The sequence below is a fragment of the Mesobacterium pallidum genome, from assembly GCF_019966535.1.
Taxonomy (GTDB): Bacteria; Pseudomonadota; Alphaproteobacteria; order Rhodobacterales; family Rhodobacteraceae; genus Mesobacterium; species Mesobacterium pallidum.
The window spans coordinates 22,571-41,844 of record NZ_JAIMID010000026.1 but is presented as its reverse complement, the minus strand read 5'-3'; the positions used below and the strand labels follow the sequence as shown (position 1 = coordinate 41,844).

20 protein-coding genes are annotated in these 19,274 nt (G+C 60.3%); 5 read left to right on the top strand and 15 right to left on the bottom strand.

Going from position 1 to position 19,274, the window contains the following annotated elements; translation table 11 throughout:
- Positions 1-69: 69 nt before the first annotated feature.
- From MF270_RS24965 to MF270_RS24950, 4 genes are read right to left on the bottom strand one after another with little or no spacing between them, the layout of a single operon-like run.
- A complete protein-coding gene (locus tag MF270_RS24965) occupies positions 70-1,389 on the bottom strand; it encodes a TRAP transporter large permease subunit (RefSeq protein WP_238368389.1) in 1,320 nt (439 codons plus the stop codon).
- The gene (locus MF270_RS24960; RefSeq protein WP_237219245.1) at positions 1,340-1,861 is read right to left on the bottom strand and encodes a TRAP transporter small permease subunit; all 522 of its coding nucleotides are present in this window, start codon (positions 1,859-1,861) and stop codon (positions 1,340-1,342) included. The genes MF270_RS24965 and MF270_RS24960 overlap by 50 nt, the downstream gene beginning before the upstream one ends.
- Positions 1,862-1,898: 37 nt before the next feature.
- Positions 1,899-2,408, bottom strand: a complete 510-nt coding sequence (lspA, locus tag MF270_RS24955) for a signal peptidase II (RefSeq protein WP_076695180.1) — start codon at positions 2,406-2,408, stop codon at positions 1,899-1,901.
- Positions 2,405-3,259: a cation efflux transmembrane domain-containing protein gene (locus MF270_RS24950; protein ID WP_076695178.1), complete on the bottom strand. Its 855-nt coding sequence runs from the start codon at positions 3,257-3,259 to the stop codon at positions 2,405-2,407. Before MF270_RS24950 ends, lspA (MF270_RS24955) begins: the two co-directional genes overlap by 4 nt.
- Before the next feature lie 59 nt (positions 3,260-3,318).
- Here MF270_RS24950 and MF270_RS24945 point away from each other — a divergent pair, with 59 nt between their 5' ends.
- Together MF270_RS24945 and MF270_RS24940 are read left to right on the top strand one after the other, a co-directional pair.
- Positions 3,319-3,666 (top strand): ArsR/SmtB family transcription factor, encoded by a 348-nt coding sequence (locus MF270_RS24945; RefSeq protein ID WP_425442834.1) that lies wholly within the window; start codon positions 3,319-3,321, stop codon positions 3,664-3,666.
- Between the two features lie 435 nt (positions 3,667-4,101).
- Positions 4,102-4,767 carry a L,D-transpeptidase gene (locus MF270_RS24940; protein ID WP_005613343.1) on the top strand — a complete coding sequence of 222 codons (666 nt, stop codon included), beginning with the start codon at positions 4,102-4,104 and terminating at the stop codon, positions 4,765-4,767.
- A 39-nt stretch (positions 4,768-4,806) separates the two neighbouring features.
- On the opposite strand, the gene MF270_RS24935 is transcribed toward MF270_RS24940, so the two are convergent.
- Complete coding sequence (locus MF270_RS24935; RefSeq protein ID WP_005613342.1) at positions 4,807-5,076, bottom strand: hypothetical protein; 270 nt, start codon at positions 5,074-5,076, stop codon at positions 4,807-4,809.
- Positions 5,077-5,245: 169 nt separating this feature from the next.
- Between MF270_RS24935 and MF270_RS24930 the strand changes: the two genes are divergently transcribed.
- Positions 5,246-7,642 carry a heavy metal translocating P-type ATPase gene (locus tag MF270_RS24930; protein WP_272490871.1) on the top strand — a complete coding sequence of 799 codons (2,397 nt, stop codon included), beginning with the start codon at positions 5,246-5,248 and terminating at the stop codon, positions 7,640-7,642.
- Positions 7,643-7,741: 99 nt separating this feature from the next.
- Complete coding sequence (locus tag MF270_RS24925; protein ID WP_076695237.1) at positions 7,742-8,218, top strand: L,D-transpeptidase family protein; 477 nt, start codon at positions 7,742-7,744, stop codon at positions 8,216-8,218.
- Between the two features lie 3 nt (positions 8,219-8,221).
- Here the strand turns inward: MF270_RS24925 and phnE are convergent, their stop codons facing one another.
- The 4 genes from phnE to MF270_RS24905 are packed head-to-tail and all read right to left on the bottom strand — an operon-like array spanning position 8,222 to position 12,514.
- Positions 8,222-8,980: a phosphonate ABC transporter, permease protein PhnE gene (phnE, locus tag MF270_RS24920; protein ID WP_076695171.1), complete on the bottom strand. Its 759-nt coding sequence runs from the start codon at positions 8,978-8,980 to the stop codon at positions 8,222-8,224.
- Positions 8,980-9,762 (bottom strand): phosphonate ABC transporter ATP-binding protein, encoded by a 783-nt coding sequence (locus tag MF270_RS24915; RefSeq protein ID WP_076695169.1) that lies wholly within the window; start codon positions 9,760-9,762, stop codon positions 8,980-8,982. Before MF270_RS24915 ends, phnE begins: the two co-directional genes overlap by 1 nt.
- Complete coding sequence (locus MF270_RS24910) at positions 9,759-10,634, bottom strand: phosphate/phosphite/phosphonate ABC transporter substrate-binding protein (RefSeq protein WP_009824424.1); 876 nt, start codon at positions 10,632-10,634, stop codon at positions 9,759-9,761. The genes MF270_RS24915 and MF270_RS24910 overlap by 4 nt, the downstream gene beginning before the upstream one ends.
- The gene (locus MF270_RS24905; RefSeq protein ID WP_076695167.1) at positions 10,634-12,514 is read right to left on the bottom strand and encodes a cytochrome c peroxidase; all 1,881 of its coding nucleotides are present in this window, start codon (positions 12,512-12,514) and stop codon (positions 10,634-10,636) included. Before MF270_RS24905 ends, MF270_RS24910 begins: the two co-directional genes overlap by 1 nt.
- A 94-nt stretch (positions 12,515-12,608) precedes the next feature.
- Between MF270_RS24905 and mntR the strand changes: the two genes are divergently transcribed.
- Positions 12,609-13,079, top strand: coding sequence for a manganese-binding transcriptional regulator MntR (gene mntR / locus MF270_RS24900; protein WP_076695165.1), 471 nt, complete (start codon positions 12,609-12,611; stop codon positions 13,077-13,079).
- Positions 13,080-13,316: 237 nt separating this feature from the next.
- Here the strand turns inward: mntR and MF270_RS24895 are convergent, their stop codons facing one another.
- Genes MF270_RS24895 through MF270_RS24870 form a run of 6 tightly spaced genes read right to left on the bottom strand, consistent with a single transcriptional unit; the run spans position 13,317 to position 19,263 of the window.
- Entirely contained in the window at positions 13,317-14,309 is a 993-nt protein-coding gene (locus MF270_RS24895) for a cytochrome c oxidase assembly protein (RefSeq protein WP_076695163.1), read from the bottom strand.
- Positions 14,306-16,243 carry a penicillin acylase family protein gene (locus MF270_RS24890; protein WP_076695161.1) on the bottom strand — a complete coding sequence of 646 codons (1,938 nt, stop codon included), beginning with the start codon at positions 16,241-16,243 and terminating at the stop codon, positions 14,306-14,308. The genes MF270_RS24895 and MF270_RS24890 overlap by 4 nt, the downstream gene beginning before the upstream one ends.
- A 24-nt stretch (positions 16,244-16,267) precedes the next feature.
- Positions 16,268-16,435 carry a hypothetical protein gene (locus tag MF270_RS24885; RefSeq protein WP_008282832.1) on the bottom strand — a complete coding sequence of 56 codons (168 nt, stop codon included), beginning with the start codon at positions 16,433-16,435 and terminating at the stop codon, positions 16,268-16,270.
- Positions 16,435-18,006, bottom strand: a complete 1,572-nt coding sequence (gene lnt / locus MF270_RS24880) for an apolipoprotein N-acyltransferase (RefSeq protein WP_050775788.1) — start codon at positions 18,004-18,006, stop codon at positions 16,435-16,437. Before lnt ends, MF270_RS24885 begins: the two co-directional genes overlap by 1 nt.
- A complete protein-coding gene (gene lspA / locus MF270_RS24875; RefSeq protein ID WP_076695159.1) occupies positions 18,003-18,476 on the bottom strand; it encodes a signal peptidase II in 474 nt (157 codons plus the stop codon). Before lspA (MF270_RS24875) ends, lnt begins: the two co-directional genes overlap by 4 nt.
- A gap of 4 nt (positions 18,477-18,480) precedes the next feature.
- Positions 18,481-19,263 carry a ZIP family metal transporter gene (locus tag MF270_RS24870; RefSeq protein ID WP_054540603.1) on the bottom strand — a complete coding sequence of 261 codons (783 nt, stop codon included), beginning with the start codon at positions 19,261-19,263 and terminating at the stop codon, positions 18,481-18,483.
- Positions 19,264-19,274 lie beyond the last annotated feature (11 nt).

Below are 19,274 nucleotides of genomic sequence, written 5' to 3'. Positions count from 1 at the left end.
CATCCGCATCCCCAAGGGCCATTTCGGGGAGCCAAGTGATAAGCTGAGGAAACGAGATCAGCGCCACGATCAATACGATCTCAATGGCAACAAGAGGTACCGCTCCGCGATAGATATCGGATAGGTTGATACCTTCGGTGCCGCCATCTTAGCAAAAAACAGGGCATAGCCGAAGGGAGGCGTCAGGAAGGACGTTTGCAAGGCCAACGCAATCAGGCCAGCGATCCAGATCTGCGCAAAGTAGGCAGAGCCGACGTGATCTGCGAAGTCGAGATCTGAAATAATCGGCATCAGTACGGGTACAAAGACCAGCAGCACCTCGATCCAGTCAAAAACAAACCCAAGTATGATGATCACGCCAAGGAGGATCGCCAACAGTTCCCACCGGGTGAGATCGAATGCGGATATCCACTCGAAGATGACGTCCGGTCCACCGACCAGGTGGAAACTGAGCGAGAATACCGATGCGCCCAATACGATGAAGAAGACCATCGACGTCATCGTGCTTGTCTGCACTGTGACAGAGTTCAACGATGAGAAAGACAAGCGCTTTCGCGCCAGCGCGACCAATAGCGCGCCAAAAACCCCTACTCCAGCCGCCTCTGTTAGTGTCGCAAAGCCCAGAATGATGCTGAGCGAAATGGATGCGATGACCGCGACAGACGCGAGTACAAACAAGAGGTCTGACACAAGATTGGTCTTGGGTGTGTCCAGCGGGATTTCGACCGTTTTTCTCAACGTGACCGCAAAGTAGACCGCGAAGGCCATGACCATCAGAAGCACAGGTACGATGAGGGCCACATACATCAATCCGATGCGCAGATAGAACACGTTCGAGATGAAGAACAGCATCACGGCTGGCGGGAACACGACACCCAATGCTCCAGAAGCTGCGACAGCGCCTCCTGCGGTTCGCGGTGCGTAGCCCGACGCCATCATCGGGGCATAGGCCACCAACGCCACAGTTATGACGGAAGCACCGATCACCCCGGCGGCGGGCGCAAGAACGAGGCCGATCAGCAAAGTCGCAATGGCGTAGCGACCGGGAACGCCTGTCAGAAGACGCCCCAGCAAGCGAAACATGGTTTCGGCAATCCCGCTGGCATTCAGGATCAGGCCAAGAAAAATCAACATTGGAACGCTGGTGAATTGGACTGATTCATTGGTCAGTACACCACGGGCCCGCAGGTAGATCAGCCCCAGATGCTGAAAATCAGTGATCCCCACCCAAACCGCAGCGACAAACCCCAAGAAGCCTGTCCCCGCGAGCACCAGCGCCACCGGAAAGCCACTGAAAACCCCAATCGCCATCACGACAAGCATGGCAACCGTGAGGACCTCATTCACCATTGTGCAGGCCGCTTGCTTGTTCCGGTGCACCTTGCGCACGTCTCCCTGTCAGAAAGGCGATGTTGCGAAGGGCTACGATCATCCCGGCAAGAGCCAGCAGGATGGGGCCGATGACCCCGGCAATGCGTTGTGCCCACAACTGGGTTTCCGCGTATTTCGTGGTGCGCATCAAACCGTCCCATCCGTAGTAGGTCAGGATGGCGGCGAGCGGCAGAAGGATAAAAAGGCCGCCAATCAGTTCGATCCAAGCAATGCGGCGGGCGGACCAATGTCTGCGAAGAACATCAACGCGCACGTGACCGTCGCGCAGATAGGTATACCCAAAGGTCAAGAAAATTAGGATGAACAGCAGTGACGTGGACAGGTCCGGCAAATAGCTCGACACGCCAAGTTGTAGCTTGCGATCCAGCATCTGAAGCGCGCCATAAGCAGCAATCGAAACAACTGTCAGCCACGCAGTCACGACGCCGATGCCGCGAATGCCACGGTCAATCCAATCCAAAAATCTCAAGCCGAATTCCCTCCCAAAGTTCTTTGCCTGTTAGCTGTTATCCCCCCGTGACATCTCCCTTGCGATTGTCTTGTTCCCGATTTTCCGGCCTGACTTTCGAGGTGCGAAAGCTGTCCCAGAACAGCAATGCTGCCCCACAAAAGATCGCCACGTCAGCCAAGTTGAAGGACGGCCAGTGGTATGACCCGTAATGGAAGTCGAGAAAGTCAGGGACGGCCTGATAGCGCAGACGATCAAGGATATTGCCAAGCGCGCCTCCGATGATCAGACCGAGCGCCGCACCTGTCAGCCCGTCCGGAGCCTTCCATAGCCAGATCAGCAGCCATGCCACGACCACGGCAGCAAGTGCGACCAGGCCCCACCAGGGTACGACCCCGCCGAGCATACCGAAGCTGACCCCATCGTTCAAAACCCGCACGAGATTGAGAAAGGGCAGAACCTCGACCCCATGTTCAAGCGCCGGGGTGTTCAGGGCAAGCGCCTTGGTGCCCTGATCGAAACCGAAAGCTGCAATCGCACAGAGCCCACCCAGAACGCGGTTGTTCATGCCGCCGCCTTCAGATCGGACCGCGCGTCGCGGATGATCGACCAGGAAGAATGCAGGAATAACCCGGCGATGCCGAAGGCGACAATGAGGTCGGGCCACGCGCTACCCAGCCAAACCACCAGACCGGCCGCGACAACGACTGCCGCATTGCCAATGGCGTCGTTGCGCGAGAACAGCCAGACGGCACGCATGTTCGCGTCCCCCTTCCGGTAATGCAGCAACGGCAGCACGGAGATGACATTGATCACAAGAGCAATCAGGCCCAGAAGCCCCATCAGCGTGGCGTCTGGGGTTGTCGGCTCGAATGCCCGCATGATGGTTGTCCCAAAGACGCCAAGACCGAGCAGGGCAAGGAAGATGCCTTGGATCAGGGCCGACCGCGCCCGCCAGAGAAGACTCCAACCGATGGCCAGCAGGCCGAGGAAGGTGATCGCGCCATCGCCGATGAAATCCAGCGCGTCGGCCTTCACCGCCTGTGACCCGGCAATAAACCCACCAATCATTTCCAGAACGCCGTAACCGACATTTAGAATCACGACGATCCAGAGCGCGCGGCGGTAGCCCGGGTCCTGATGGGCCGCACTTTGCTGAAGGTCCTCGTCGCTCTCGCTGCGGTCGAACCCATATCCCGTTGTCTCAACGGCTTTTTCAATCTCCGGCAGGCTTGCTTCAGGGACTTTCAGAGTCATGATATGGGTCGCCGCTGATACTTTCACTGCGTCGGGCGCGACACCCGCAGACTGCGCCGCCCGCTCGATCTGGGCGGCATCCTTGGCGCAATCCATTCCGGAAACCCGGTAACGGACGGTCGACGTATCTGCTGTCGATCCGGTGCTTTCGGTGTTGGCCATCGGTGCAATACTCCTGCTAAAGTGGATCAAGTTCAAACATATCAGCAAGGAGTGATATGATGCAAGTCTTCGCCGACCGCAATGCTGCGGCCGCTGGCATCGAGCGTAGGGCAAAGCTCTTTCGCGGTCTTGCCGACCCGAGCCGGCTGGCGATACTGGGCGTGCTGTGTGAAGGACCGTTGGTTGTTCACGAGATCGTCAAACGCACAGGGCTATCGCAGCCCAACGTGTCAAATCATTTGCGATGCCTTCTGGATTGCGGACTTGTCGCCAGCGACCGCGATGGGCGCTTCATTCGCTACCGGATCAGCAGTCCGCGCATAGCAGCTCTTTTAAATGATGTAGACGCCCTGCTTGATGTGGTCGCAGAAGGTGTTGGGGCTTGTGACAATTATCGCGAAGCGTGAACGATAATATCCCAATGCACGTCATCACGACCACTTCCGCGTGAGGCAAAATTTTATATGGGGCTTGCTGCCAAACGTGTTGAAAAGACCCATTATTGAAAGCGCTCAATTTAACTGCTCGGCATAGCGAGTTAAGGATCACAATTGAAGCGAAGATCAAGACGAGGCCCGGCATCGTGGCAGTAGCCTGGTTTCACCCCACAGATCGTGACAGCGCTTAGACTGATAAAGAAACGAACGGGCCCGAAGTATTACCGAGATCGTCTGGCATCAAAATTTCTCTTGAACCTCTAGTAGCTTTAGGAGTTAAGCCACCGACATAGAACGGCACCATGGAGCAAGTTGCCAATAACGCCTCACTCTTTCCCGGGCGAACAACACTGCGTTCGGGGTAAGGTTCGGTTTGCCGTCCAATGCGTGAACGGAGCAATCTATATGCTGACAAGACGACACTTCATCCAGACGACTGCCGCATTGTTCTCGGCGTCTATCTCGAGTCCGCTCCTCGCTGACACCTGGCCCACTGAAGCGGAAAAGGCGGCTTGGGATGCACAGATTACACCGCCGGGCTATAACCCAGCCACATCAAACCCGTGGGGCCTGCACCCGCGCTTTCTGCCGCAGCGGGTTATAACTAAAGATGGTCTTGTGGCCGGTGACATCCATGTCGATGCTGTCGCGCGCTATCTTTACCATATCGAGGAAGGCGGCACGGCGATGCGCTATGGCGTAGCGATTGCTCGTGGCAAACTTTATGAGCCAGGCGTCTACACGATCAAGCGCAAGGTCAGGTGGCCGCATTGGCAGCCAACACAGAACATGATTGACCGCGACCCGGAGCTCTACGCCGACATCGCTGACGGTATGGAACCCGGACCTGAGAACGCGCTCGGGTCACGGGCGCTTTATCTCTATGTCGGGGACCGAGACACCTATCTGCGCATCCACGGTACACCACAGCCGCGAAGCATCGGCGGCCGAGCCAGTTCCGGTTGCGTCCGGATGGTCATGGCGCACATAAACGATCTGTATCCGAATGTGGAGATTGGCTCGACGGCGTTCCTATATTCGGCCGAGGACAGCGTGACTCCGCAGAGTTGACCCAAGCCGCGCCGTCAATCCGACGCTTGGACGCGTCAATCAGGATTGGCGCGCGACGCAGATGGGATTGCCGCCTGCCGATCGCAACGGGACCAAGGTCGTTTCCACCGGCCCACTATGGGCATACCAATAGCAATTATCTTCGGGACGTAGCCGTGCCGTGATGAGATCCTGGTCGGGTGCAGCGAGGGCTGCGACAGATTCTGGAACATTGCCGATCCTGAATGGATCGTTGTCTTCCTTAGAAGGCACCGCGCAGCCAGCCAGGGCCAATGTTGCAACCATGATCACCGCATATTTTTGAAGCATATCTATCTCACTCTTTGGCAGGTCAGCCGCGTCCTCAGACTTAGCGGCGCGTTTCAAGGTTCCGCAGGTCTGTGTCCTTATTTGACCAAGTTTCTGTTTTTGCTCTTGAAGCTCTAGTTACTGTAGGGGCTATCTCAATGTGGAATGAACGAATCCCGAGGTCAATCCCATGTCTTCCAATGGCCACCGCCACGACCACAAGCACAGCTCTGACTGCAGTCACGACCATGGTGATGATCACAAACATGCGAGCGTAGTTCCCCACTCTCATGGAAAAGGTGCTGCGTGCTGCGGTGCTGGAGCCAACACGGGACCGGCACAATCCATCCCCTCGAATGGGCGAAGTTTTCAAGTTTCCGGTCTGGATTGTGCCGAAGAGGTGGCAATCCTGAATAGGGTGGTCGGTCCAAAAGTCGGCGGGACTGAGCATCTGGCGTTCGATGTCATCAATGGTCGGATGACGATTATGGATACCGCAGTCGGAATTTCGGAAAACGAGGTTTCGCAACTTGTCGCGAGTACCGGCATGAGCGCAAAACCGTGGGACGCCGACAAGGCAGCAGAGGATCAGGCCGCGCATCTGGCACGTCAGAAGCGCTTTACCTCGTTGAGCGGCGGCTTCTGGGCGGCGGGATTCCTTTTTCACATTGTCGAGACCGGCATGGGCGGCGCGCTCGGGCTCTTTGCGGGGCATGGCGAGGTGCCTATGCCTTTGGCGGAAGCAGGGATCTTCGCCGTCGCGATTCTTTTTGGCGTCTGGCTTGTCGCGCCCAAGGCCTGGTCTTCGGCGCGGAGGCTTAGCCCCGACATGAACCTGCTCATGGTGGTCGCCGTCGCGGGCGCCATCGGCCTCGGCGAGTTTTTTGAGGCCGCGACGGTCGCCTTCTTCTTCTCGCTTTCGCTTTATCTGGAGAGCTGGAGCGTGGGGCGGGCGCGTAATGCGGTTTCCGCGCTCCTCGATCTGGCGCCGCCAACGGCGCGGGTTCTTTACGACGACGGATCTGAATCCGACGTTCCGGCCGCAGCTGTGGCAGTCAATGCAAGGTTTATCGTGCGCGGCGGCGACCGGATCCCCCTCGACGGTGAGGTCGTGGACGGGGCAGGGGCGGTCGATCAGGCCCCGATCACCGGCGAAAGCGCGCTAGTGCCCAAGGAACCCGGCGACGAGGTCTATGCCGGCACGATCAACGGCGAGGGCACACTGACGGTGCGGGCGACCAAGGCCGCCTCGGACACGGTACTGGCCAAGATCATTCGCATGGTGGGCGATGCCCATGCCCGCCGCGCTCCGGTCGAACAGTGGGTGGCCAAGTTCGCGCGCATCTACACACCCATCGTAATGGCTCTGGCGATCGCCATCGCACTGGTGCCGCCACTCCTGCTCGGCGGCGCCTGGGACTATTGGTTCTACAATGCGCTGGTCCTTCTTGTCATCGCATGTCCTTGCGCACTGGTCATTTCTACGCCGGTGTCCATTGTAGCAGCGCTGGCCGCTTCGGCGCGTGCAGGGGTGCTCATCAAGGGCGGCGCTTATGTCGAGGCGCCGGGGCGCACCACCGCGCTAGCGATGGACAAGACGGGAACGATCACCATGGGCGAGCCTGAGGTGGCGGCCGTTCACCCACTGGGTGAAGCCTCGGTTCGCGAAATCATCTCGCTGGTGGCCAGTCTGGAGGCGCGGTCTTCGCACCCGCTGGCACGCGCCATCCTCGCGCGCGCAGAAAGCGATGGTGTTTCCGTGTCTGCCGCAGAGGACACGCGGACCGTGCCTGGGCGCGGGCTCGAAGGACGCGCCGACCGGCGCGCGATCTGGCTCGGCTCAGATCGGTTTGCCCAAGAGAAAGGTTTCGCCAATGGCATTCCGGCGGAGCTGCGGGACCGGATCGAAGGGGCAGGCAGCACCCTTGTTGCCGTGGGTGACGAGACTGGCGTGACCGGCGTACTGGAGCTTCGCGACCGCATCCGCCCAGACGCAAAGGGCATCGTGGCGCGCCTACACGCGCAGGGCGTGAAGACCATCGTGATGCTGACCGGCGACAACGATCGCACAGCGCGTGCGGTGGCGGCCGAGGTCGGCATTGACGAGGTGCGCGCCGAACTTTTGCCAGAAGACAAGGTGACGGCCATCGAGGAACTGGTGGAAAGCCACGACATGGTGGCGATGATCGGTGACGGCGTGAACGACGCGCCCGCAATGGCGCGCGCGCATTATGCCATTGCCATGGGGGCTGTCGGATCGGACGCGGCGATTGAAACGGCAGATATTGCACTGATGACCGACGATCTGGCTCGAGTGCCGTGGCTGATTGCTCACTCTCGCCGGACAATGACGATTATCCACCAGAATATCGGTATATCGCTGGCAACAAAGGCGCTGTTCGTCGGGCTGACCGCATTCGGCATGGCCTCAATGTGGGGCGCCATTGCTGCGGATGTGGGCGTATCCCTGTTGGTGGTCGCCAATGCGCTGCGGCTTTTGAACGGCCATCGGATCAAGGACGGGCCTTCGGGCGGCAAACCGGTGGGCAAGCAGATGGCGAAGGGAGCACTGGCGCACGGTCATTGATCTGACGTCTTCGGTAGAGTAAACTCTGGCATCAACAGACCTCGCAAAAAGGGGCGTCGAGCAGTGACAAACACCAAGTTTCCAAGGCGTGCCTTTTTGATAGGCGGATTGGCCGCCTTCCTGTCAGGCTGTGCCAGCAAGTTCCGGTCGTACAACGGACCCGAAGTGACCCGGCTGCGTATGTACAAGGCGCAGCGGTTTCTGGTTCTGGACGGGGCGGATGACGTCTTGCGGACCTACCCCATCGGATTAGGCTTCGCGCCCGAAGGTCACAAGCAGTTCGAGGGGGACGGCCGTACGCCGGAGGGTTCCTACGTGATTGATCGGCGCAACCCGGACAGCCTCTTTCACCTGTCAATTGGCATCTCATATCCCAACGCGGCAGACATCGCTTATGCGCAGGCTCAAGGAAAGTCGCCCGGTGGCGACATTTTCATCCACGGCGGACCGCGCAAGGGGATCGACCCAATGAATGTCCGCGACTGGACGGCAGGCTGCATCGCCGTCACTGACCGCCAGATCGAGGAAATCTATGCCATGGTCAGGGACGGGACACCGATCGACATATACGCTTAAGGATCAGGTGAAGCGGCGCCGCAGCGCGACGTTGATCGCCTCAATGGCGATGACCATGGCGACGACCGCCATCGTGACGCTGGCCGCCTTGTCATACTGGAAAGAGCGCACGTAGGTCTGGATGTAAAAGCCTATCCCGCCCGCGCCGACAATGCCGAGGATCAGCGACTCGCGCAGGTTCAACTCGAACCGGAAAATCGTGTCGCGGGCGACGACCGGCGCCATCTGCGGCCAGATCGCGTATCTGAGCCGCACGAGCGGCCCGGCGCCCGCGCTTTCAAGTGCTGCGATCGGCGCGCGGGACACGCCGTCGATCGCCTCGGCATAGAACTTGGCGAGCATCCCCGTTGCATGAAAGGCGACCGCGATGATGCCGGGCAGCGGCCCGAGCCCGACAGCGCCCACCATGAGCATGGCCACGAGGATCAGCGGAATCGCCCGGATGAAGGCAAGCAGCGTTCGGATCGGCCGAAACACCGCAGGCGATACCATCGTCTCAGACGCGAGAATGCCGAGGGGAACGGACAGGATCACAGCACCGAGGGTGCCGAGGATCGCGATCCTCAGCGTTTCCGCGCTGCCCTTCTTGATCTCGGCCATCACCGTCGGGTCAGGCGGAAACATCCGGCCGAAGAAATCGGCGATCCGCGGGCCGGCCGACAGAAGTCGCGAGAACTCGACATCGGTCGTGGCGAAGGACCACAGGATCGCGGCTGCGATCAGACCGCTCGTCGCAATGCCGCCAAACCCGCGGAACGCCATCAGGACACCGCCCTGAGGCCGATACCGGGGATTGGCCCTACCTCCCGATAGAGCTCCGCCGTCGCATCATCGTTCAACTCGGAGGTCGGTACATCGAACACGATCCGCCCGTCCCGCATGCCGATGATGCGCTGCGCGAAACGCCGCGCCAGGTCGGGCTGGTGCGACGAAAACAGCGCCGTCGCGCCGCGCGTTCGCGCCGCCCCGGTCAGCAGCGCCAGGATCTCACATGCACGCGCGGGGTCGAGGTTGCTCACCGGTTCGTCGGCGAGGATTAGGCGCGGTTCCTGCGCCAGACACCGTGCGATGGCCACACGCTGCCGCTGCCCGCCGCTGAGGCTGTCGACCCTGCGTTCGGCAAGATCGGCAATTCCGCAATCGGCAAGTGCCGTGCGCGCAATCTCCAGATCATGTTTGGTCGGTGATCCCAACAGGGCCCGCAGCGGCGACATGCGCCCCAGGCTGCCATTCAGGACGTTGCGCAGAACCGAGGAACGCTCGACCAATGCAAACTCCTGAAACACGAAACCGGTATCCGGACGGCGCGCGCTCGGCGGCGGACGGTCGGGATCGAGCGGCGCACCCAGAACCGATACCCGCCCGCTCCAGCCTTGGAGCCTGCCGTCGAGCAGTGCCAGCAGGGTCGTCTTGCCCGCCCCGGACGGGCCGAGCAAAGCGACGCTCTCGCCCGCCGAAACCCGAAACGAGACCCGCTCCAGCGCCGGGAGGTCCGCGCCCGTATGGGCAAAACTCAGGTCGTCTACTTCGACAGCTGTGCTCATCGCAACAGCCCGTATTGCCGTGCCATATCGCGTACGCCGTCATAGGCGGCGCCGTCGGCCCTGACGTACCCATCCGGTCCATAAAAATAGCGCAGCTTGTTGCGGTGCTCCGGCTCGTTGAGCCGCAGCATTGCGTCGACAAAACGGTCCCGCAGAGCGGCATCGAGCCCCGGGCGAGCGATCACCAAATGGCTCGGGATCGGCGCGCTTTCCGCGATCCAGGTTACCTCTGCCTGTTGCTGCGGCGTCAGAAGCAGGTCGGCATACTGGCTGGCGCCTGCGGCATCGACCAGGCCTTCGGCCATCGCCTGCATCGCCTGCTGGTAGCCGCCAGCGAAGAAGACGCGGCCGAAGAATGCTTCCGCCTGTCCGGGGTCTTCGATCAGCCCGGCTTCTACGAATTCGGCGAGCGGGTAGAGATAGCCCGATTCCGAAATCGGATCGGCAAAAGCGATGTCGCGCCCGCGCAGGTCTGCGAGCGCGCCGATGCCGCTGTCGCGCCGCACGAAGATGCGGCCCGTATAACTCGGCGCGTCGCGGTAGACCTCGGACAGGAGCGGCACGGCACCGATCTCGGCCTCGGCCAGAACGAAGGGCAGGGCGCCCATGAAGGAGATATCCGCGTCGCCGTTGCGCAGCGCCTCGACCGCCGCTGCATGGTCGATGGTGACGAACCCCTCGACGGGGACGCCGATCTCCTCTGCCAGCCATCCGGTGATGGCCTCGATGTCCCCCAGAAGCTTGTCGGGGTTCTCTTGCGGGATGAAGGCAAGCCGCAGGGTTACGTCTTGCGCGGCGAGAGGTGTCGCCAGCGACACCGCGCCCGCGCCGACCAAGGTCAGTATCGTTCTACGGGTCAGATGGACCGGCATCAGAATGCCCTCTCTTCGATTGCGTCGGCTTCGGACTTGAACGCGGTCCAGCTTGCTTCAGCGGCCTCCCAGTCTTCCACGCGGACGGCGGCGCCGACCGCGGCCAGCCGCTCGGCCAGCGCATAGACCTCGGGCCGGGCGGGGAGGTTCGACATGGTGCTGGCGTCGGCCGAAAGGTCCGCAGCCACGGTGTCGGTCAGCAGCAGGATATGCTCTGCGTCCCGCCGCGGCAGTAGCGTATCGATTGTCGAGGCGAAGGTCGTCAGTTCGGCGAATGCCAGCCGGAAAGCGGTGTTCTCGGTGTCGAAGGCCTCATAGGGCTCGTCTGCCGCGCCAACGGTCTCGAGATAGGCGGTTAGGTCGGCGCGGTCTTCCTCGGTAAGCCCAAGCGATTTCGTCTCGTCGAACCAGTCCACGACGGCGGCCAACGTCGGCAATGACCCGTCGTGGAAATAGGGGGCGGTATAGGCCGTGCCGAGCAGCGTGGGCGTGTCCAGCGCACCGGCGCGGGCCCCCTCGTAGCCCGGCGCTACTGAGCCGATGTCGTGGGCCTGCCGGTCGAGGAAGTTCGCGTCTGGCACGTGGCAACTGGCGCAGGACCGACCGCCGAGCCGGGCGAAGGGCGTATTGAAGATCTCCTCGCCGCGCCGGGCGGCCTCTTGGGTCGTATCGGTCAGACGGCCATCAGTCGTCAGCATGGAATTCGGCAGGAAGTCGAATTCGAGCATGTAGGCGACGAGAGCGTCCAGCATGAAGGGCGTCGGTTCCTTCCCGCCGAACTCGTTGACGACCACGTTGCGGGTAAAATCGCGCAAGGAGGCGAAGCGGCCATCGCGGCCGTAGGGACCGGTAAAACGCAAGCCGCGCAGGCTGGGAATGTCGAGCGGGTCGTCGCGCCTGTCATTGAAGATCGGGTTGAAAAAGGCGCCGTCCACGTCGATCGCGCCCGGTTGGTGGCTGGCGCCGGGGATGAAGAGCCGCTGGTTGACGTCCGAGCGGTTGTGACAGGTCGAGCAGGCGATCCCGAGATCCTGCGCCGGGCTTCCAAAGAGTTGCGCGCTGTCGAACAGCATGTCGCCGTAGGCAACAAGCGGCAGATCGGTCTCGTCGATGCCCTGTTCCTCGAAGTTGAGCACGAGCAGCGGCAGCGGATCCTGATCGAAGATGTCAGACCCCGGCGGCAGGCTAGGCGGCACCTCGATGGTGCGGCCACTCAGGACAAAAGTTTCCGGCAGCGCGCTCAGCGTCCGGCGCGGCGCGAAATCGTCAACGAGGTAATTCTCGGCGAGATAGCCGGAGATGACTCCGCGCGCGGCTTCCATGGTTTCGCGATTCGCGGGTGTGTCACCAGTACCAAGAACACCGGCGGAACCTGTGCTGCTGTTGAGTTCCAGCCAGGCGAGGCCGATGCGTCTCGAAGCGTCGGGGTCAGCAGCCGCGATACCGTCAGCGAATGCGCGATAGAGTTCTCGAGCTGTCCGCACGGCCTGCTGTGCACGTGCAGAATCGTCGGCCATGACTGCCCGGTCCAGTTCCTCGTCGATCCTGCGCGCTATCAGCCGCGTCGCCTCGGCGAAGACCGCCTGGCGGTCCTCGCGAGTTATGGCGTCCAGAAGGGGCGCGGGTCCGATGTCGCTGCTGCCGTTCAGCCATGCCAATGCACCGACAGCGAATTCCGAACCCCGGTAGGGTTCGGCCCAGGCGGTCCCGACGTCATCCCAGGGCAGCGGTTCGAGATTTGCGAGGAAGAGAGTCAACCGGTAGGCCGCCGCCTCGGGAAGCCATGGGGCCTCCTTGGCGGGCGTCGCAGCGACAGGTCCGGACAGGACGAGCGCACTTGCGAGTGCGGCAATGAACGCTCCAAGGAATTTCTGAATCACCGCAGTCTCCCAATCCCAAAGTTAGACACGGCTAACTTATCTACCCTAAGCAAACAAGTTGTCAATCCCGCAGTTTCCTTGCAAAGTCCCAAGTATGACAAAGCTGCAATCACAGGAACGTGAACTGTTCGAAACTGTCGACAGGGCTCCCGAAGCACAGGCTGAGGGCTTCGCGACTGTGCGTCAGGCACATGAGAGCGAAATGGCGGAAGATTACGTTGAACTGATCGCCGAACTGATCGAGTCGCGCGGAGAGGCAAGGCCGGTGGAAATCGCCGAGCGGTTTGGAGTGAAGCCGCCGACCGTGACCAAGAACATCTCGCGACTCAAAGCTGCTGGCCTGGTGCGGCGGGAACCTTACCGCGCGATATTCCTCACGGATGCCGGTCGGGAGTTGGCCGAGGCCTGCCGCCGGCGGCACAGGATCGTCGTCGCGTTTCTCCTCAGCCTGGGAATCGACGAAGAGACTGCGGAACGCGATGCGGAGGGGATCGAGCATCACGTCAGCACGACCACGCTGGAGGCCTTCGAACACGCCCTCCTGCAATCTGAGAGCGGCAAATAGCGCAGCATCAAGTTCTCGCGAAATTCAGCAAAGCAAGACTCAGGAGGCGGCGGCGTCAGCAGTCAAAGGCTGGTGGGTCTGTTCTGATGGTCAACTTTAGTGCAGAAAATCGTTCGTGTCCTCTGAGCTTGGCCAGCCCGAGATAGTGTGCCCAAAATCTCTGACTGCGACGACGGTGCAGCGAAAATGTCGATCGCGGGAAAAGACGTGGGTACAACCTTTGATTTGCTCCTCTGTTCAAAGCGCATAGACAATAGTCACCACCGTCGTCATGACGATGAAGAACATGACCAAGGCGCCTATGGCGAGCGTCCGGCCCATGTCGCGGTTTGGCTTTGCCACTTTCAGACGCAATTCTTCGGCCGTTTCCGGAAACTCGAGCGCCGCGGAGTTCGAGCCTCGCACCAACTCATATCGTGAATTCCAGCGACGCACCTCGGCCGCGTTCCACCCGTTCATGACCAGAATGATCGCGGCGATCATCAGCATCGAGGACGGGACCCAGATCGTATAGCCACCCATGGTTTCGTCGGACAGGGGATCGAGCAACCCGGTTCCCGCCGTTTGGTAGGAGGCATAGAGGCTCACCTCTTTGAGTGTCGTCAAGGAACCCAGAAAAATGTTTGAAACGATCACCGCAAAACCAGAGATCAGCCTTGCGCCGCGCCTCGCGCCCTCAGGGGGATCTCTCGGGTCGAAGAGCATGCCGAAATACCAGATCCCTGCCAGCACCATCGCAAAATGGGCGAACACCTCGATCGCCGCGATGCGCTGCGCAAGTCCGTAAAGCACTGGAATCTGCCAGATAAAGAGCGACGTGATGAGCGCAGCAGTGGCGGTTACCGGATGTGCCAAGAACCGCAAAGTAATAGATTTTCCAAGAGCGCCGAGGTATCGACGCCACCGTCTGTTCAAACCGGCTTGCAATAATCGCCACGGCTGAGTGACCGCGATGAGTAGTGGTCCTGCAAGGCGGAGGAGAAGGTGCTCCACTTGATGCGCCGAAAAGAGGCTGTGCCCCAACGAAGCCAGAGGCGCATTCGTGGCCGCGAGAATGCAGGTCAAGCCAGCGAAGAACAGGGCTTGCCGCCAAATGGAAACCGTCCCGCGCAGCCGTGTGGATCGCGCGACGCCGCGCATGTAGATCCATGCGGCCAAGCTGACGGAAACAAGGGACACTGGCGAAATCGCGTATCCAAACGGGTCGAAAAGGAGGAAGTAGGCGATCATTGGCTCCTGTCATCTTGTATTGTTGGCCTTTGGACAGATGCCGGTAAAAGTCGGGATGTTCCCACAGCGCCACCCCGGGCCAAGGACAGATCAGTGGACATCGCGAGGTATTTGCCCTGCATCCACATGAGAAAAAGGTTCTCATAGAATCGTGAGAGCGGGTGGCCGGACTGACCGGCGGGCGCGATGAAATAGGATCCGGCTTCTTCCGAAAACGACATGACCGCCTGAAAATTGGTGCCCCCGCTGGGCGCGAAGGGGCGGTCATCGTCAGAAGTAAACAGTGTTGCAATCATTGTGTATGAATCGCCCGAAGATGGGGCTTTGAGAGACAGCAGATCGCTGATGATCCCACTCGATCGGATTGGTGCCCACCCCATATTCAAAGCGTGTGCTTCGCCCCAGACCCAAGCGGACGGATCGGGTCCGTAGCGGTCGACAAGCCAGCCGATGGCATCATCCAAGGCCGCACGAACCTGATCCTGGCAGGTCTCGATGCGGGTGGACGGGCGGATGTCGCACCAGATTGCGCTCCCTCCGCGATCTGAAAGCACCGCAAATAGGACATCGGCATTTGGCCTGGCCCAGACCTTCGTCGCGGATGGAAATTCATCCTGAAGTATTCGCTTTTGCAACGCGCGCGCCCAGGCCCAGAACACGAGCGGCTCCGGTGAAAAGCGATCCATGTCGCCATTCCATTGGGCAAGTTGATCCAGAATATCGCCGCGAAGCTCATCTGCGCGGTTCTCTTCGAGAGCACCTGTGGAACCCACGAACCAAAGCTCTTTTGCCATTATAGGAAGAAGCGCCCGCGCGGCAGCGCTGACCGTGTCGCGCTGCACCGTAATCGCGCCCTCGACCGAGAATATCGGCTGCCGCTCATCAAGAGCAGCCAGACGGGCGTCTCGAAACGATAAAGGAGTTTCGACCTCCCTGTCAGGCCAGCGAGCAAGGGTTTCTCGGTCGATCGCAAGAATCTCCAATCCGGCTGGTGACAGGTTCATGCATGCGTCCATAGCATCGTTCACATCGGCGGACCGCGCCAGACGGTCAAGCATCATCAGAAAATTGCTGGCCTGCGCGGCCGTGGGATTCTCTGGCTCTTTAACGGCTTTCTGGGACACAGATCGGAACGCCCAAGCGACGCGTTCGCTGCGACCGACGACAATGAAGGGCACACCCGGCAATGTAGCCCCAATCGCGGCTCCGGTCGGGAGTTGAATATCCGCCAGGTACCATTCAGAAGGCAGCGATAAGGGGCCACGTATATCGGCGGCGAGAATTGGTGCTCCGGTAGCTGTTCTGTCTCCAGGCAACGCCCAAGCATCGAGGCTGACCTTGGGCGAGGTCACAAACAGCTCGGGCAAAAGAGGTCGATCCGACGGGATCGGTAGATCTGACAAGCCGGACAGGTCATTCTGCCGTCTCTCGGGTTGAAGATCGTTCAGAAACGCTTGGGCAAGTCTGAGACTATCGACGGGTCTCCAGGCTGCGATCATTCTCTCATCCGCGATCAACAGATCGGGTGAGCCTCTGCCGCGCCCGCCTTCGGACACCAGGCCAAGCCACGCGTTGACACCTGCGGCATATGCGTCGAGCGCTTGGGCTGTCGAAGGCTCAACTTCGATCGTCCGGTCAAGTGGCATCAAGGCTTGCGCTGCCCGCCTTGCCCTCAATAACTGGCCAAGCCTGTCCTGAGCGTGAACGAAACCAAGCGCGAAATAGGCGTCCGGAGCGGAGTCTGCAGAAATGTGCGGTATGGCCGCAGCATCTCGCAGAATATCGACTGGACCTTCGATACCCGCAACACTGAAATCCTCGTCATAGTCGGGGACGGAGGCGCGCAAAAGAAAGTAGACGACACCGGATACGGTCAGTCCTAATGCAAAAACCGCCAGGAGCAAGTCTAGTAATATGTTGAATAGTCGTTTCAATTCGTTGCCGGTGCCAAAGTAATCTCAAGACGTGATGCGCAAGAGGATCACCGAGGCGAAAAAAGCGAGCAGGCCGAAAGCAATACCGAAGCTTGTCGCGTATTGAAGTATATCCAGGCGGTTCCCTTTCCGCCGTTGCGCCAGATAGCCACCCCAGAGCGCCCCTCCGACAAAGCCTGCGAGCACCAGCATCACGATTCCTCCGATTTTGATTTTTCTGAATTGAAACGTCGTCTGACCAATCCGACGGTAAAGGCTAGAGCCCAGACCGCACAGATGAGCGCCAGCGATGTCCAATCACCGAAACGTGCGTAAGGTGTGGGCGCAAGCGCTGTCGGCAGGCTGGCATCTATGACTCCAGTTTGTCCGGTCTCGAGGCGCGCGATGATCTCTCCCTTGGCGTCGATGATCGCGGAAATCCCGGTGTTGGCCGCCCGGACTACAGGAAGCCCTTCTTCGACCGCGCGCATGCGCGCGGAGGCGAGGTGCTGCTCGGGTCCGATGCTGGTCCCGAACCAGGCATCATTTGTGGCGTTGAAAATCCAGTCGGGGCGAAAAAGGTCATCGACTACCTGGCCCGGAAAAATGATTTCGTAACAGATCGCCACCGCGACCAGAGGCGCACCCGGGATCGCCAGCGTGCGTGGCCCTGGTCCTGGCGTGAAATCACCCAAACCTTCGGTCAGCCGCTCGATCGGCAGCCAGCCTCTCAGGGGCACATATTCCCCGAACGGAACAAGATGATGTTTTGCATATCCCGTCAGAATTTCGCCGCTGCCGTCATAGGCTTGAACCGTGTTGAAATATCGGGTTCCCCCATCGCCCTCTACGCGGTCAGGTACGCCTGTCAAAAGGATCCTGCCGTCTGGCAGAACCGTGGATAGCCGCCTACGCGCCAAGGCGTCCTCGTCCAGAAAACCGGGAAAGGCCGTTTCCGGCCACAGCAACAGGTCGAAGCGTCCAGGTTGCGCCGACAAGCCCAAATATTTCTCCAGCGTTCGCTCGCGGCTGCCCGGTGCCCACTTCTCGACTTGCGGCACATTGCCTTGGACGATGCGCAAAGCGCTGTCCGTCGGAGGCACATTCGTCCCTAAACGCAGCGCGCCGCCACCCCAGAGGCCCATCACCACAACGGCGAAGAGCACGAGAACAGGCACGCGTCTGTTTGGTGCCGCCACAATCAACACACCGGGCAACAGCCCTATAAAGACCGTGAGAAAGCTCAGCCCATAGCTTCCTACCCAGGCGGCGGGTTGGCGCAGAGCGGCGTGTTCGACAAGGGCATAAGCGGCAAGGTTCCAGGGAAACCCTGTCAGGACATGACCACGCAGCCATTCTGCGGCAACCCAGCAGGTTGCAAGCAGAAGACCTGCCGTAGTGTCGCCGACAGCACGGCGCTGCATGATGGTGGCAAATAACATCGCCGCAATCGCCGGGAAAATGGCCAGTCCGGCGGACAGTCCCGCGACTGCCGGGATCGCAAGGGCACCGAAACGTTCGGAATCGACGTAAAAGCTCTCGGCGATCCAGGAAACTCCAAACCCGAACTGGCCCATTCCGAAGACCCAGCCGATGAAGAAGGCAGGCGCTGTCGAAACCTGCCGGAGGACGAGAAAGAGTGCTGAGAAGGCGACTGGAACAACGATGAGCCATGAGAATGGTGGAAGGGTTAAAACCGTTAAACCGCCCGCTGCAAAGCTAATCCCTGATCGCAGGGGAATGTAACGGCCACGACCCGTCAGTGGTCGCAAGCCCGCCATCATGTGCCTGTTTTCAACTTGGCGCTCAACCAAGGGGCTATGAGCAGTAGGCCCACGCCACTGACCACGAAAACATCCGCCATGTTGAAGGCGGGCCAATGCGTGGATCCGACATAGAAATCGAGGAAGTCCGTCACACTCCGAAACCGGATGCGGTCGAGGACGTTGCCGAGCGCGCCACCGATAATCGCGCCATAGGCGATAGCCTCAACCGGGTTGGCAGTGCGTACCAACATGACTGTTAACCAGCCGCAGACAGCTAGGGCCAACGCCGTAAGGCTCCACCATGGCGCTCCACCAAGCAGTCCGAACGTCACGCCATCGTTGCGCAGATAGATAAGATTGAAACCGGGAAAGACCGGAATTCCAGCGCTCAAATCTGCCGCGTTGGCGACGACAATTGCTTTTGTCACCTGATCGACAAGAAAAGCGATCAGCGCAGCAAGCAGACCGACGAAGAGGCAAGTTCTCATCAGCTTATCCCAGCCAGACGTCGAGGAACAACATGATCACAAGACCAACGGCGAGGCCGAGCGTCGCCCTGTTCTGATGGCCGGATCGGTGGGTTTCCGGAATGATCTCGTGGCTGATGACGTAGAGCATCGCACCTGCTGCGAAGGCGAGACCCCAGGGCAGCAGCGGTTGCGAAAGACTGATAATCCCTGCGCCGAGAAGTCCACCGACGGGCTCGACGAGACCGGTCAGAGCGGCGATGCCCCAGGCGCGAAGCCTGGAATAGCCCTCGCCGAGCAACGAAACCGCCACCGCCAGACCTTCGGGGGCATTCTGTAATCCAATACCGATCGCAAGTGGCAACCCGCCCGACAAACCGTCAGCCCCGAACCCGACGCCGACGGCAAGCCCTTCGGGAAAATTGTGGATAGTGATCGCGATGATGAAAAGCCAGACGCGCCGCAGCGATGCGGCGTCGGGACCTTCCCGCCCCGTCTTGAAATGTTCATGCGGTAGCCGTTCGTTCATCAGAGCGACCGCGCCCATGCCAAGCAGGATCGCAACACATACGATGGCCGCCGGGAGAGCACCGTTGTCGAACTGTCCTTCAGCTGCGTCGAGAGCCGGGATGATCAGCGAGAAGAACGAAGCCGCGAGCATGACACCCGCCGCGAAGCCAAGCAGCAGATCGCGCGTGGCCCGGGACGGGATGCGCCCAAAAAGAACGGGGACCGCCCCGACCGCGGTCAGCGATCCGGCGGCCAGGCTTCCAAGAAAGCCAAGCGCTATGGGGGAGAGGGGTTCCAATTGTTAAGGTT

Coding starts and splice junctions, on each gene's coding strand:
- lspA (WP_076695180.1), bottom strand. CDS start 2,408: ATGAACAACCGCGTTCTGGGTGGGCTCTGTGCGATTGCAGCTTTCGGT.
- MF270_RS24950 (WP_076695178.1), bottom strand. CDS start 3,259: ATGGCCAACACCGAAAGCACCGGATCGACAGCAGATACGTCGACCGTC.
- MF270_RS24945 (WP_425442834.1), top strand. CDS start 3,319: ATGCAAGTCTTCGCCGACCGCAATGCTGCGGCCGCTGGCATCGAGCGT.
- MF270_RS24940 (WP_005613343.1), top strand. CDS start 4,102: ATGCTGACAAGACGACACTTCATCCAGACGACTGCCGCATTGTTCTCG.
- MF270_RS24935 (WP_005613342.1), bottom strand. CDS start 5,076: ATGCTTCAAAAATATGCGGTGATCATGGTTGCAACATTGGCCCTGGCT.
- MF270_RS24930 (WP_272490871.1), top strand. CDS start 5,246: ATGTCTTCCAATGGCCACCGCCACGACCACAAGCACAGCTCTGACTGC.
- phnE (WP_076695171.1), bottom strand. CDS start 8,980: ATGGCGTTCCGCGGGTTTGGCGGCATTGCGACGAGCGGTCTGATCGCA.
- MF270_RS24915 (WP_076695169.1), bottom strand. CDS start 9,762: ATGAGCACAGCTGTCGAAGTAGACGACCTGAGTTTTGCCCATACGGGC.
- MF270_RS24910 (WP_009824424.1), bottom strand. CDS start 10,634: ATGCCGGTCCATCTGACCCGTAGAACGATACTGACCTTGGTCGGCGCG.
- mntR (WP_076695165.1), top strand. CDS start 12,609: ATGACAAAGCTGCAATCACAGGAACGTGAACTGTTCGAAACTGTCGAC.
- MF270_RS24895 (WP_076695163.1), bottom strand. CDS start 14,309: ATGATCGCCTACTTCCTCCTTTTCGACCCGTTTGGATACGCGATTTCG.
- MF270_RS24885 (WP_008282832.1), bottom strand. CDS start 16,435: ATGCTGGTGCTCGCAGGCTTTGTCGGAGGGGCGCTCTGGGGTGGCTAT.
- lnt (WP_050775788.1), bottom strand. CDS start 18,006: ATGATGGCGGGCTTGCGACCACTGACGGGTCGTGGCCGTTACATTCCC.
- lspA (WP_076695159.1), bottom strand. CDS start 18,476: ATGAGAACTTGCCTCTTCGTCGGTCTGCTTGCTGCGCTGATCGCTTTT.